This is a genomic window from Streptomyces caelestis (genome assembly GCF_014205255.1).
Classification (GTDB): domain Bacteria; phylum Actinomycetota; class Actinomycetes; order Streptomycetales; family Streptomycetaceae; genus Streptomyces; species Streptomyces caelestis.
In genome coordinates, this window is sequence record NZ_JACHNE010000001.1 from 7,815,011 (window position 1) to 7,828,596 (window position 13,586).

The 13,586-nt window shown below is 71.9% G+C and carries 11 protein-coding genes; 4 read left to right on the top strand and 7 right to left on the bottom strand.

The features are described 5' to 3' along the window. Positions 1-140: 140 nt before the first annotated feature. From HDA41_RS35540 to HDA41_RS35555, 4 genes are all read right to left on the bottom strand, one after another. The gene (locus HDA41_RS35540) at positions 141-929 is read right to left on the bottom strand and encodes an N-formylglutamate amidohydrolase (RefSeq protein WP_184991354.1); all 789 of its coding nucleotides are present in this window, start codon (positions 927-929) and stop codon (positions 141-143) included. Positions 930-1,054: 125 nt separating this feature from the next. Next, a complete protein-coding gene (locus HDA41_RS35545) occupies positions 1,055-3,274 on the bottom strand; it encodes an NADP-dependent isocitrate dehydrogenase (RefSeq protein ID WP_184991356.1) in 2,220 nt (739 codons plus the stop codon). Between the two features lie 463 nt (positions 3,275-3,737). Beyond that, positions 3,738-4,835 (bottom strand): mechanosensitive ion channel family protein, encoded by a 1,098-nt coding sequence (locus tag HDA41_RS35550; protein WP_184991358.1) that lies wholly within the window; start codon positions 4,833-4,835, stop codon positions 3,738-3,740. A gap of 230 nt (positions 4,836-5,065) precedes the next feature. Continuing rightward, complete coding sequence (locus tag HDA41_RS35555) at positions 5,066-6,049, bottom strand: lysylphosphatidylglycerol synthase transmembrane domain-containing protein (RefSeq protein WP_376706836.1); 984 nt, start codon at positions 6,047-6,049, stop codon at positions 5,066-5,068. A 211-nt stretch (positions 6,050-6,260) separates the two neighbouring features. Between HDA41_RS35555 and HDA41_RS35560 the strand changes: the two genes are divergently transcribed. Both HDA41_RS35560 and HDA41_RS35565 read left to right on the top strand, forming a co-directional pair. Next, positions 6,261-8,147 (top strand): ABC transporter ATP-binding protein, encoded by a 1,887-nt coding sequence (locus HDA41_RS35560; RefSeq protein ID WP_184994015.1) that lies wholly within the window; start codon positions 6,261-6,263, stop codon positions 8,145-8,147. A 102-nt stretch (positions 8,148-8,249) separates the two neighbouring features. Continuing rightward, positions 8,250-8,744: a hypothetical protein gene (locus HDA41_RS35565; RefSeq protein WP_184991360.1), complete on the top strand. Its 495-nt coding sequence runs from the start codon at positions 8,250-8,252 to the stop codon at positions 8,742-8,744. 2 nt (positions 8,745-8,746) lie between these two features. Here HDA41_RS35565 and HDA41_RS35570 read toward each other — a convergent pair whose 3' ends face one another. Then, the gene (locus HDA41_RS35570; RefSeq protein WP_184991362.1) at positions 8,747-9,727 is read right to left on the bottom strand and encodes a Bug family tripartite tricarboxylate transporter substrate binding protein; all 981 of its coding nucleotides are present in this window, start codon (positions 9,725-9,727) and stop codon (positions 8,747-8,749) included. A gap of 97 nt (positions 9,728-9,824) precedes the next feature. Between HDA41_RS35570 and HDA41_RS35575 the strand changes: the two genes are divergently transcribed. After that, positions 9,825-11,456, top strand: a complete 1,632-nt coding sequence (locus HDA41_RS35575; protein WP_184991364.1) for a sensor histidine kinase — start codon at positions 9,825-9,827, stop codon at positions 11,454-11,456. Next, complete coding sequence (locus tag HDA41_RS35580) at positions 11,453-12,190, top strand: response regulator (protein ID WP_376706837.1); 738 nt, start codon at positions 11,453-11,455, stop codon at positions 12,188-12,190. Before HDA41_RS35575 ends, HDA41_RS35580 begins: the two co-directional genes overlap by 4 nt. Before the next feature lie 7 nt (positions 12,191-12,197). Here HDA41_RS35580 and HDA41_RS35585 read toward each other — a convergent pair whose 3' ends face one another. Together HDA41_RS35585 and HDA41_RS35590 are read right to left on the bottom strand one after the other, a co-directional pair. Next, positions 12,198-12,521, bottom strand: a complete 324-nt coding sequence (locus HDA41_RS35585) for a hypothetical protein (RefSeq protein ID WP_230299512.1) — start codon at positions 12,519-12,521, stop codon at positions 12,198-12,200. A gap of 84 nt (positions 12,522-12,605) precedes the next feature. After that, on the bottom strand, positions 12,606-13,553 hold the full coding sequence (locus HDA41_RS35590) for a methionyl-tRNA formyltransferase (protein WP_184991366.1): 948 nt from the start codon (positions 13,551-13,553) through the stop codon (positions 12,606-12,608). Positions 13,554-13,586: the final 33 nt, after the last annotated feature.

Here is a 13,586-nt window from a genome sequence, read left to right on the forward strand (position 1 = left end):
CGTCCCGTTCAGGTCGAGGGCGGGCTAGTCCGTACCGGGGGCGGTGCCTGGCCGGTCAGCGTGGTGGTCTCCTCCGCCATGCTCCCGCCCTCGCCGCGCCCCCGCCGCTTGTCGCGCGGGTGTGCTCCAGCCGGTGACGGTCAGCCGGACACGGCGTCGACCAGGCGGGCCAGCGCGGCGGCGAGCCTTTCGAGACCGGGACCGGCCGGACCGCCCGGCTCGGTCATGTAGGTGTCCCGGCGGATCTCCACCATGAGCGCCTCGACCCGCGGGTCGGTTCCATAGAACTCCAGCGGTACGTAGGCCCCGCTGAACGGGCTGTCGAGCTCCGTCTCCCCGAACGCCCGCCGCGCGGCGTCCACCAGCCCGGGAGAGGTGTGGAAGGAGTCGGTGCCGAGGCACACCGGCGGCCGGGGCCCCTCTCCGTGCAGCTCGTACGGCAGCCGGGCGCGGGGGTAGGAGTGCACGTCGATGATCACGGCCCGCCCGGTGGCCGCCAGCCGGTCCGCCACGGCCTGCGCCATCGCCCGCGCGTACGGCAGGAAGTACCGCTGGACGAGCGGCCCGGCTTCGACGTCCCCGCACCGCAGCGCACCGCCGTGCGTGGTCCGGGTGTAGACCGCGCCCATTCCGACGGCCCGCATCTCCTCCCGTTCGTCGGGGAAGCGCTCGGGGTCGACGACCAGCCGCGACAGCCGGTTGACGAACCGCCACGGGACGACGCCGGCCGCCCCGGCCGCCGCCTCGGCGATCCGAGCCGTGTGCGCGTCGGTGATGTGGTCCAGCTCCCGCGCGAGCTCGTCGTCGTCCAGCACGATGTCCGCCCGCACGGACGGCGGTATCTCCCGCGCCGAGTGCGGGACATGCAGGATCACGGGGGAGTGCCCGGCACCGGGCAGAACGTCGAAGGACTGGGGGTCGTCGGTCACGCGGCGGCTCCACAGGACGTTGTCAGGGGGCTCCGCTCGAAACCCCGCCTCTTCGAACATAACTCCGCCCCGGCCGGGCGGTGCGCCGGCCGGGGCGGAGCGGAGGGGCCGAGGGGCCCGAGGCGTCAGCTCAGGGACGCCAGCGCCTCGTTCCACGTGGCGGACGGGCGCATGACCTCGGCGGCCTTCGCCGGGTCGGGCTGGTAGTAGCCGCCGATGTCGACCGGCTTGCCCTGGGCGGCGATCAGCTCGTCGACGATCTTCTGCTCGTTGGCGGCCAGCGTCTCGGCGATCGGAGCGAAGGCCTTCGCCAGGTCCGCGTCGTCGGTCTGCCGGGCCAGCTCCTGCGCCCAGTACAGGGACAGGTAGAAGTGGCTGCCGCGGTTGTCGATGCCGCCGACGCGCCGGGTCGGGGACTTGTCCTCGTTGAGGAAGGTCGCCGTGGCGCGGTCGAGGGTGTCGGCCAGGACCTGGGCGCGGGCGTTGCCCGTCACCTTGGCGAACTGCTCGAGGGACGGCACCAGGGCGAAGAACTCACCCAGGGAGTCCCAGCGCAGGTAGTTCTCCTTGACCAGCTGCTGCACGTGCTTGGGCGCCGAGCCGCCCGCACCCGTCTCGAAGAGGCCGCCGCCCGCCATCAGCGGGACGACCGACAGCATCTTGGCGCTGGTGCCCAGCTCCAGGATCGGGAACAGGTCGGTCAGGTAGTCGCGCAGCACGTTGCCGGTGACGGAGATGGTGTTCTCGCCGCGGCGGATGCGCTCCACCGACAGCTTCGTGGCCTCGACCGGGTTCAGGATCCGGATGTCCAGGCCCTCGGTGTCGTGCTCCGGCAGGTACTGCTCGACCTTGGCGATCAGGTTGGCGTCGTGCGCGCGGGTCTCGTCCAGCCAGAACACCGCCGGGTCGCCGGTGGCGCGGGCGCGGGTGACGGCCAGCTTCACCCAGTCCTTGATCGGCGCGTCCTTGGTCTGGCAGGCGCGGAAGATGTCACCGGCCGAGACGGCCTGCTCGATGAGCGCGGTGCCGTTCTGGTCGACCAGGCGGACCGTGCCCGTGGTGGCGATCTCGAAGGTCTTGTCGTGGCTGCCGTACTCCTCGGCCTTCTGCGCCATGAGGCCGACGTTCGGCACCGTGCCCATGGTGGACGGGTCGAAGGCGCCGTTGGCCTTGCAGTCCTCGATCACGGCCTGGTAGACGCCCGCGTAGGAGGAGTCCGGGATGACCGCCAGGGCGTCGTGCTCCTGCCCGTCCGGACCCCACATGTGGCCGGAGGTGCGGATCATGGCCGGCATGGAGGCGTCGATGATGACGTCAGAGGGCACGTGCAGGTTGGTGATGCCCTTGTCGGAGTCGACCATCGCCAGCTCCGGGCCCTCGGTGAGCTCGGCGTCGAAGGAGGCCTTGATCTCGGCGCCCTCCGGCAGGGCGTCCAAGCCCTTGTAGATGCCGCCCAGACCGTCGTTCGGGGTCAGGCCGGCCGCGGCGAGCTTGTCGCCGTACTTCGCGAAGGTCTTCGGGAAGAAGACGCGCACCACGTGGCCGAAGACGATCGGGTCGGAGACCTTCATCATCGTCGCCTTCAGGTGCACCGAGAACAGCACGCCCTGGGCCTTGGCCTCGGCGACCTGCGCCGCCAGGAACTCGCGCAGCGCGGCGACCCGCATCACGGAGGCGTCGACGACCTCGCCCTTCTGGACGGGTACGGACTCGCGCAGCACGGTGGTGGTGCCGTCGTCGCCGACGAGCTCGATGCGCAGCGCGCCGTCCTCGGCGATCACCACGGACTTCTCGGTGGAGCGGAAGTCGTTCTGGCCCATGGTCGCCACGCTCGTCTTGGAGTCGGCGGACCAGGCGCCCATGCGGTGCGGGTGGGACTTGGCATAGTTCTTGACCGACGCGGGGGCCCGGCGGTCCGAGTTGCCCTCACGCAGGACCGGGTTCACGGCGGAGCCCTTGACCTTGTCGTAGCGGGCGCGGATCTCGCGCTCCTCGTCGGTCTTCGGGTCGTCCGGGTAGTCCGGCAGCGCGTAGCCCTGGCTCTGGAGCTCGGCGATCGCGGCCTTGAGCTGCGGGATCGACGCCGAGATGTTCGGCAGCTTGATGATGTTGGCGGCGGGCGTCTTGGCCAGCTGCCCCAGCTCCGCGAGGGCGTCCGGGATGCGCTGGTCCTCGGTCAGGTACTCCGGGAACAGGGCGATGATGCGCCCGGCCAGCGAGATGTCGCGGGTCTCGACGGCGACACCCGCCTGCGAGGCGTACGCCTGGACCACCGGCAGGAAGGAATACGTTGCCAGGGCCGGGGCCTCGTCAGTGTGCGTATAGATGATGGTCGAGTCAGTCACCGGGTGCTCCGCTCCACGTCTGCAACATTGCTCGACATCAAGATATCTCCTGATCGACCTCGTCTCGACAGGGGTCCACGCCCAGTTTCGCGCCACCGATCGCCCCGAGGCCCGGGCCGGGGGAGACAGTGCGGCGGGTGGCGGCCCCGCGGCTGCCCTGGTCGGCGCGGCGACGGCTCCGGCGGAAGGGCCGCCGCTCTCGGCTTCTCCGGCCTCAGCCGCGCCGTCCGGCCGCCTCGCCCGCTCGTCAGCTTCCCGCGAACGCCCAGGTCGCAATGGCGCGGGCTGCCGCACGTCGGGGCGACCGGGCCCAAAGCGATCGGCGATCGGCGACCGGTGGCCGGCGGCCTGTCGGCGAGCGAATCGCGTACGCGTACCCGTCCCGCTCGCTCATGGCCCCGGGTGGTGCAGGTCACGGTGGCCGATCACCTGATCAAAAGCACCGCAGCGGCCCTTGTGGGCCTCAGTCGAACCGGGCCGACGAAAGCTCGTTCGGCTCGATCTCGCCCGTGCGCTGCTGCGGGATGACCATCCCGCCCTGCTGGAGCGCCACCGTCCGGGCCGGGGCGGGGATGCGGATGCCCTCCGCGCGGTAGCGCTTGTGCAGCCGCTTGATGAACTCGTGCTTGATCCGGTACTGGTCGCTGAACTCGCCGACGCCCAGGATGACCGTGAAGCCGATGCGGGAGTCGCCGAAGGTGTGGAACCGGATGATCGGCTCGTGGTCCGGCACGGCGCCCTCGACCTCGGTCATCGTCTCGGCGATGACCTCGTTGGTCACCCGCTCCACGTGCTCCAGGTCGCTGTCGTAGGCCACCCCGACCTGGACCATGATGGTCAGCTGTTCCTCCGGCCGCATGAAGTTGGTCATGTTGGCCATGGCGAGCTGGCCGTTGGGGATCACGACGAGGTTGTTGGACAGGTTGCGGATCGTCGTCTGCCGCCAGTTGATGTCCTCGACGTAGCCCTCCTCGCCGCTGCTGAGGCGGATGTAGTCGCCGGGCTGGACGGTCTTGGAGGCGAGGATGTGGATGCCCGCGAAGAGGTTCGCGAGGGTGTCCTGAAGCGCCAGCGCGACCGCCAGACCGCCGACCCCCAGCGCGGTGAGCATCGGGGCTATGGAGATCCCCAGCGTCTGGAGCACCACCAGGAAACCGATCGCCAGGACCAGGATCCGGGTGATGTTGACGAAGATCGTGGCCGAGCCGGCGACACCGGAACGGGACTGGGTGACCGTGCGCACCAGGCCGGCCACCACCCGCGCCGCCGACACCGTCGCCACGAAGATGAGCAGCACCGTCAGCACCTGGTTGGTGTGGTGCTGCACCGTCCGGGTCAGCGGCAGCGCCGCCGCCGCGCCCGCCGCGCCGCCCACCACCGCGGCCCACGGCAGCACGGCCCGCAGCGCGTGCACGATGACGTCGTCCCCGCTCCAGCGGGTGCGGTCGGCGTGCCCGCCCAGCCAGCGCAGCAGCACGCGCAGCGCGAAGGCCGCCAGCAGGCCCGACCCCAGGGCGATGCCGGCGAAGACCAGATCGTCCGCGGTGAGCACCCGGTTCACCTGTCACCTCCGGGAAGCAGAACCGCGGCGAACGCCGTTTCCGGCGGCCGGATGTGAAGTTTCGTCACGTCGTCACCTGTTCGTCCTACGGGATGTCCGATCGCGCGCGACCACCCTGACCTGCGGTCGGCGCGATCGTTCATCCTGCCGCATTCCGCATGGGGTTTCGTACCGGGGAACGGGCCAAGCCGGGGGGTTCCGCCGGCCCGCTCCGGGGGCCTGTCGGGCGGTCAGATCACCTTCATCCGTACCAGCGCCCCCAGCGTCAGCGCGCCCGGCAGCAGCGGCAGCCAGACCGTGATGACCCGGAAGGCCAGCACCACGGCCGTGGCGAACGCGACCGGGCCGCCCGCCGCCACCAGCGCCATGACCAGCGCCGCCTCCACCGAGCCGATCCCGCCCGGGGTGGGCACCAGCGCGACGGCGACCGTCGCCGCCAGGTAGGCCACCGCCATGTGCGCGGGCGGCACGTCCAGCCCCATCGCCCGGCCCACCAGCACCAGGACGCTCGCCTGCAACGCGGGGAAGGCGAAGGCCCCGCCCCACAGCGCCAGGGCCCGGACCGGGCGGGTGTGCACCGAGCGCGCCTCGCCGAGCGCCGTCCGCAGGAAGGACAGCACGGCCGAACGCACCCGGCGGACCAGGGTCAGCACGGCCACCGCGATGACGAGTACCGCGCCGGCACCGGCCAGCAGCGGGCCGGACGCCGTCTGAGGAACCAGCGTGCCGAGCCGCAGCGCGTCGGGGAACGCGACGAGCAGGGCACCCAGCAGGACCACCCGGCCGACGCTCTCCGCCAGCAGATACAGCGCGAGGGCGGCCGAGGAGCGGGCGAGCGGCAGCCCGCACACCGTCATGAACCGCAGGTTGACTGCGCTCGCGCCCAGCCCGGTCGGCAGCAGGTGGTTGGCCGCCCCCGCCGCGAACTGCGTCGCCAGCAGCCGCCGTCGGGGCAGCCGCTCGACGACCGCGCCCTGCCGGGTGCAGGCGGCGGCGACCCAGGTCAGACAGGTCGCGCCCACCGCGGCCAGCAGCCACGGCCACTCGGCGTTGCCCAGATGCGCGAACCCCTCGGCGAGTACCGACCGGTGCCGCACCGCGACCACGGTGACCAGCAGGAGCGGCAGCAGGCACAGGATCTGACGCAGGCGGCGGACCGGGACGCGACGGGGGAGTCGTCCCGGGCGGAGTTCGGGGAGTTGTACCGCTGTCACGTCCGCTGAGGCTTCCCACGCCCCGCCAACGGCGGGTTGCGGACATGCGGACGGCGTCTTACGCCCGGGGAGCGGCTGGGAGGAGAGCGTCATCGGGGCCTTTGCGGGGGACGGGGAGAGGGGGTTCGGGCCGATTGTGCGGGATGTCGGAGCGATGCGCGAGCGCCTTGACCTCAAGATTGCTTGAGGTTCTACGGTCCCTCTCATGAGTATGGAGACCACAGCGTGGACACAACTGCACAGCGTCATGAACGCCCAGGAGGAGCGCCGCCCCTTCGCCCTCGCCACCCTGCGCCGCATCGGCGCCTTCGCCCGCCCGCACCGCCGCCGCATCGCTCTCTTCGTCCTGCTCGGCGTGGGGACCGCCCTGCTCGCCGTGGCGACCCCCGTCCTGGCCGGGAGCGTCGTCGACGCGATCGTCTCGGGCGGCACCGAGAGCACCGTCGTACGCCTGTCCCTGCTCATCGCGCTGATCGCGGTGGCTGAGGCGGCGCTCGGCATCCTCGGCCGGAGGCTGTCGGCGACCCTCGGCGAGCATCTCATCCTCGATCTGCGGACCGCCGTCTTCGACCATGTACAGCGCATGCCGGTGGCGTTCTTCACACGCACTCGTACGGGCGCCCTCGTCTCCCGGCTCAACAACGACGTCATCGGCGCCCAGCGCGCGTTCAGCAACACCCTGTCCGGAGTGGTCAGCAACCTCGTCACGCTGCTGCTCACGCTCGCCGTGATGCTCACGCTGTCCTGGCAGGTCACCCTGCTCGCGCTGGTGCTGCTGCCGGTGTTCGTGATCCCGGCCCGGCGCATGGGCAGCCGTATGGCACGCATGCAGCGGGAGGCGGCGACGCTGAACGCGGCGATGGGCACCCGCATGACCGAGCGCTTCTCCGCACCCGGCGCCACCCTGATCAAGCTCTTCGGGCGCCCGGAGGAGGAGTCGGCGCAGTTCGCCGGACGCGCCCGCCGCGTCGCGGACATCGGCGTCCGGACGGCGACCGCCCAGGCCGCGTTCATCACCGCCCTCACCCTGGTCTCCGCCCTCGCCCTGGCCCTGGTCTACGGCCTCGGCGGCGCCCTCGCCCTGCGCGGCACGCTGGAACCCGGCGCGGTCGTGTCGCTGGCGCTGCTCCTGACCCGGCTGTACGCGCCGCTGACCGCGCTCGCCGGGGCGCGGGTCGAGGTGATGAGTGCCCTGGTCAGCTTCGAGCGGGTCTTCGAGGTGCTCGACCTGAAGCCGCTCATCGAGGAGAAGCCGGACGCGCGCCGGGTGCCCGACGGGCCCGTCGCGGTCGAGTTCGAGGACGTCCGCTTCGGCTACCCCGCCGCCGACAAGGTCTCCCTGGCCTCCCTGGAGGAGGTCGCCACGCTCGACAAGCGGGGCGGTGACGAGGTCCTGCACGGCATCTCCTTCCGCGCCGAGCCGGGACAGACCGTGGCGCTCGTCGGCTCCTCCGGCGCGGGCAAGTCGACCGTCGCGGGGCTGCTGCCGCGCTTGTACGACGTCGACGGCGGCGCCGTACGCGTCGGCGGCGTCGACGTCCGCGACCTGAGCGCGCGGTCCCTGCGGGAGACCCTCGGCATGGTCACCCAGGACGGGCACCTCTTCCACGACACCGTCCGCGCCAACCTGCTCCTGGCCCGCCCCGCGGCCACGGAGAGCGACCTGTGGGACGCCCTGCGCCGGGCCCGCCTCGACGACCTCGTACGGTCGCTGCCCGACGGTCTCGACACGGTGGTCGGCGAACGCGGCTACCGCCTCTCGGGCGGGGAACGCCAGCGCATGACCATCGCCCGGCTGCTGCTGGCCCGCCAGCGCGTCGTCATCCTCGACGAGGCCACCGCCCACCTCGACAACACCTCCGAGGCCGCGGTCCAGGACGCACTCGCCGAAGCCCTCGAAGGCAGGACGGCGGTCGTGATCGCCCACCGGCTCTCCACGGTCCGGACAGCCGACCAGATCCTGGTCGTCGAGGCCGGCCGGATCGTGGAACGCGGCACGCACGAGGAACTCCTGGCGGCGGGGCAGCGGTACGCGGAGCTGTACCGGACCCAGTTCGGCGGGACGCGGAGCCCGGCCGTGGACGGGGCGGCCGCGTAGCCCGCCCGGCCTGTGTGAACGGCTCCGGGTGCGCCTCCGTACCCCTGACGAGTACTCCTGCCCGCCCGCGAGGGCAGGACGGTCCGCACCCGGAGAGGCGACGTGTCCCAGCAGCAACCCCACGCAACGTCCAACCGCCGGCCCCTGCCCCGCGCCCCTCGGCTGCGCGCCGCCGCGCTGGTCGTGCTCCCCTTGGTCACCGCCTGCGGCGGCGGTGACGACGAAAAGCCGGCCGCCGGCGGCCGGGCGGCGACGCCGAGCGGGTCCGCCGCTCCCGCCGCCGGCGTCGTCGCGCCGGCGAAGGTGGAGGTGATCGCCGGCCTGACGGGCTGCGAGGTGAAGATCCGCACCGAGGCGGACGAGCTGCGCGAGGGCGTGTGCCACACGGAGACGGGCGACCACCTCATCACCACCTTCCCCGAGGAGAAGCTCAAGGAGACCTGGCTGGAGTCGGCCGGCGTCTACGGGGGCACGTACCTCGTCGGCATGCGCTGGGTGGTCAGCGCCAAGCCGGAGATGCTCGAACCCCTGCGCGCGAAACTCGGTGGCACCGTACGGGAGTTGCGGGGCATCGGCCCCAGCGCGAACGCCTCCTGACGTCACTGTCCGAACCGGCGGACGAGACCGGCGACCTGTTCGTCCTGCCGGGCCAGGAAGGACTCGAAGGCACGGCCGGTGGCGAACACGTCTCTCCAGCCGTGCCGGCGCAGCTCGGCCCGCCACTGGCGGGAGTCGTGCAGCTCGGTCAGCGCCTCGACCCAACGCCGCCGGTCGGTGTCACTGATGCCGGGCGGGGCCACGATGCCCCGCCAGTTGTCGAAGACCAGGTCGATCCCCGAGGACTTCAGGGTCGGGACACCCGGCAGGACACCGACCGGCCGCTCGCCGGTGACGGCCAGGACTCGCAGCCGGCCGGCCCGGATCTGGTCGAGGAATTCGCCGAACCCGCTGGTGGCGATGGAGACCCTGCCGTCGAGCAGCGCGGGCAGCAGCTCACCGCCCCCACCGTCGTACGGCACGTACGCGACCTTCCTCGGGTCGATGCCGACCGCCTGCGCCAGCCGCATCGGCAGCAGATGGTCGGGGCCTCCGGCGGAGGAGCCGCCACCCACCCTGAGGCTGCGGGGGTCCTCGCGCCAGGCGTCCACCAGCGCGCCGATCGTCCGGTACGGCGAGTCCTTCCGGACGACGATCGCGCCGGCCTCCTCGACGAGGCGTGCGATCGGGGTGGTCTCGGTGACGGCCACCTTCGAACCCGCCGCGTGCGACGCGCCCACGACTCCGAGGCCCATCTGGAGGGCGAGGTCGCCGTTGCCCTTCTCGTCGGTGAGGCGCTTCAGGCCCACCGTGCCGCCGGCGCCGGGCAGGTTGAACACCTGCACGTCCGAGGCGATCCCGGTCTCCTCCATCACCCGGGCCGCGGTACGGGCCGTGGTGTCGTAGCCGCCGCCAGGGGTGTTGGGCACCATGAGCCGCAGGTCCCGCGCGGGTCCGTCGCCCGGCCACCCACCGCACGCGCCGGCCGCCAGCAGGGCCAGGGCGGACAAGGCACCGAGCAAGGCGCGTGCGGGACCTCTCATGACACCTCACTTCCGGTTTTCCCGGGCCGGCGTCATGATTGTGCGACTCGGCACACGAGCCGCCCCACCTGTGTCGGCATTGAAGATTGAGTTCATTGTGGTCGCCACCTTTCGTCGCCATTCGCTCGCGGGCGAGATGCTGGTGCTCCAGCTCGCCATCGTCGTGGTGGTGCTGCTGGCGGTCGCCGCGGTCTCGCTCGCCCAGTCGCAGGCCACTTTCAACCGCGTCGAGGGACGACGGGTGAGCGCGCTGGCCGAACAGCTGGCCACCAACCCCCTGGTCCGCAGCCAGCTGGTGCGTCCCGCGCCCGGGGAGACGCTCGCCCCGCTCGTGCACGCCACGCAGGCGCACTCCGGAGTGACCTCGGTGACGGTGGCCGACGCCTCCGGCCGGATCGTCAGCTCCACCAATCCCACGGTGGTCGGCGAGCGGCTGCCCCGGGGGCAGGGCACCCACCGGGCGCGGGGCTGGTCGGGGCAGCTGACGCTGGACGGCAACCGCGAGCTGGCCGCCCAGGTCCCCGTCCTCGGTGCGACGGAGGAGAACCTCGGCCGGATCCTCGGCACGGTGATGATCGGCGAGGCCGATCCGACCGTCTGGCAGCGGCTCAGCGGCGCCTCCTCGTATCTGCTCGCCTACCTGGGTGTCGCGAGCGGGCTCGGCGTGGCCGGCTCCTGGCTGCTCGCGCGGCGGGTGAAGCGGCAGACCCTCGGGCTGGAACCGGGCGAGATCGCGGGACTCGCCGAGCACCGGGAGGCGCTGCTGTACGGGATCGCCGAGGGGGTGATCGCCCTGGACCCGCAGCACCGGCTCACCCTCGTCAACGACATGGGCCGCCGTCTGCTCGGCCTGCCCGAGGACTGCGTCGGGCAGAGCCTGGACGGTCTGGGTATCGAGGGAAGGCTGCGGGACGTGCTGGCCGGGACCACCGCCGCCGACAAGCGGGACGAGGTCGTGGTCCGCCACGGCCGGGTCCTGGTGATGAACCGGATGACCGTCACCAAGGACGGCCGGCTCCTCGGCTCGGTCACCACTCTGCGCGACCGCACCGAACTGGCTCGGCTGGAGCGGGAGATCGGCTCCTTCCGCAGCTCCTCGGAGCTGCTGCGGGCACAGGCGCACGAGTTCGCCAACCAGCTGCACACCATCTCCGGGCTGATCCAGATCGGCGAGCAGGACGAAGTCGTGCGCTACATCCGTGCGTTGAACCAGCACCGCCAGTCCCTGGACGTCACCCTCAGCCGCCGCGTCCGGGACACCGCGGTGGCCGCACTGCTGATGGCGAAGGCGTCCCTGGCGGCCGAACGGAAGGTCAGCCTGCGTATCTCGGACGACACCGCGCTGGAGCGGCTGGCCCCAAAGGACGCCGCCGACGTGGCGACCGTGGTGGGCAACCTCGTGGACAACGCCGTCGACGCCGCGGCGCACGACGGGGAACGGTGGGTCGAGGTGGCGCTGCGGCAGGACGCCTCCAGCGTGGAGATCGCGGTCCGCGACTCGGGGCCGGGCGTGGCTCCCGAACTGGCCCGCGAGGTGTTCTCGCACGGCTTCACCACCAAGGCCGCGCGGGAGGGCGAGCGCGGTATCGGACTGGCCCTGACCAAGCTGGTCTGTGAACGGCACGGGGGAGAGATCTCGGTGGCCAACACCCCCGACGGGGCCGTGTTCACCGCACGCATGACCGTCAGCCACCTCCCCGAAGCGGTGGCGGAAGGAGCCGCCCCATGACCGGAACGCACGACATGACCGGAACGCGCGACAAGGCGGGCTCGCGCGACAAGGCGGGCACGATCGACGTCCTCGTGGTCGACGACGATTTCATGGTGGCCCGGGTCCACCGCACGTTCGTCGAACGCGTCGAGCCGTTCCGGGTCGTCGGCGTGGCCCACACCGGCGGACAGGCGATCGAGGCCGTGGACGAACTGCGCCCCGATCTCGTCCTGCTCGACCTGTATCTCCCCGACCTCTTCGGCCTCGACGTCATCCCCCGGCTGCGCACCGCCGGCCACGACTGCGACGTCATGGTCATCAGCGCCGCGCAGGAGGCCGACACGGTCCGCGGCGCCGTCCGGCAGGGGGTCGTCGACTACCTCCTGAAACCCTTCGACTTCGAGGATCTGCGCTCCCGGCTGGAGCGCTACGCCGCCCAGCGGGGCCGGCTGCTCACGGCGGTGGTACGAGGCCAGGCCGACATCGACCGGGTCCTGGCCGGAGCGGGTGTCCCCGCACCGGCCCCCGCGCTGCCCAAGGGCATGAGCGTGGAGACCGCCGAACTCGTCGAGCGGGCCCTGCGCGAGGCGGACGGCACCCTGTCCGCCTCCGAGTGCGCCGCGCTGACCGGCGTGTCCCGCGTGAGCGCCCGCCGCTACCTGGAGTACTTCCACGGCACCGGCAGCGCGGAGGTGTCCCTGCGCTACGGCGTCGCCGGCCGGCCCGAACGGCGGTACGCCTGGCGGGCGTGATCCCCGCCTACGGCGGGCCGTCGCCTTGCTGAGGGTCGGGCGCCGCCAGGGGGGAAGGCGCGGGCGCCGGGACGGAGACCGTCGAGGCTCCCGGCTTCTCCGTCGCGTCCGCCGCGACCCTCACGGTGTACAGGCCCGGGCTCTGGTCACGCCACTGTCCGGGTTCCGGTCCGGCGGCCGTCGCGGCGGTCAGGGGGAGCACCACGGCCCCGGTGAGCGCCAGGACCCAGCCGAGGACGGGGCTCAGGAGCGTGCCGACGGTCTGGTGGTACGTGTCGTGGTAGGCCAACTGTCGTCCCGGTGCTGACTTGACGTCATGTACTGCCCCCATGGGGCCCACTGTCGCAGCCGCCGTCGGCAAAGGGAATCTTGAAACTTAAAGCCCCACGCGTTGCACAGAAGTTTCACAGCAGCGTCAGGGCTGGTTGGTCAGGTAGCCGCCCATGGCGGTGAAGTACTCGGTCGCGGGCAGCTCCCGGCCGTCCTCGGTCCGCACGCGCGTGATGGCCAGGCCGTGGTTGCGGCCGGTGCGGGCGTCGGCTCCGGCGACGATCACCACGCCCTCGCCCTCGCGGTAGAAGATGCGGCCGGGCGTGCCGCCGTACCGGCCCTCGGAGACGACGGCGGCCAGGACCTCCAGTCGCCTGCCCTGGTGGAAGGTGAACGCGCTGGGGTAGGGCTCGGACTGGGCGCGGACCAGGCGCTCCAGGTCCTCGGCCGGCCAGGTCCAGTCGATGCGGCTGTCCTCGATGGACCGCTTGTGGAAGAAGCTGGCCTGGGAGCGGTCCTGCTTGGTGAACTCCGTCTGCCCGGCGGCGATGAGGCCGAGCGCGCCGATGGTGACCGGGGCGATGAGGTCGACGGTCTTGTGGAACAGGTCGGTCGCCGTGTCCGTCGGCCCGACCGCGACCGACTCCTGCCGCACGATGTCGCCGGCGTCGAGTTCGTCGTTCATCATGTGCGCGGTGACGCCCACTTCGGGTTCGCCGTTGATCAGCGCCCAGATCAGCGGGGAGAAGCCGGCGTACTTCGGCAGCAGCGAGTCGTGCACGTTCAGCGTGCCGTGGCGCGGCAGGTCGAAGATGCGCGGCGGGATCCACGTACGCCAGTTGTTGGCCACGATGATGTCCGGGTCGGCCTCCTTGAGGCGCTCGAACAGCTCGTCGTCGTCAGGGCGGTTGCGGATCACGACCGGCACGCCGTTCTCCTCGGCGAGGTCGGCGACCGAGTCGCTCCAGATCTTCTCGTACGCGTGCTCGCTCTTGGGGTGCGTCACGACAAGGACCACGTCGTGCTCGGAGTCCAGGAGGGCTTGGAGGGTGCGGTGCCCCCAGGTCTGGTAACCGAACATGACGACCCGCATGGGGTTCCTCCTCGAAGCAGGGAATGGCCGTGG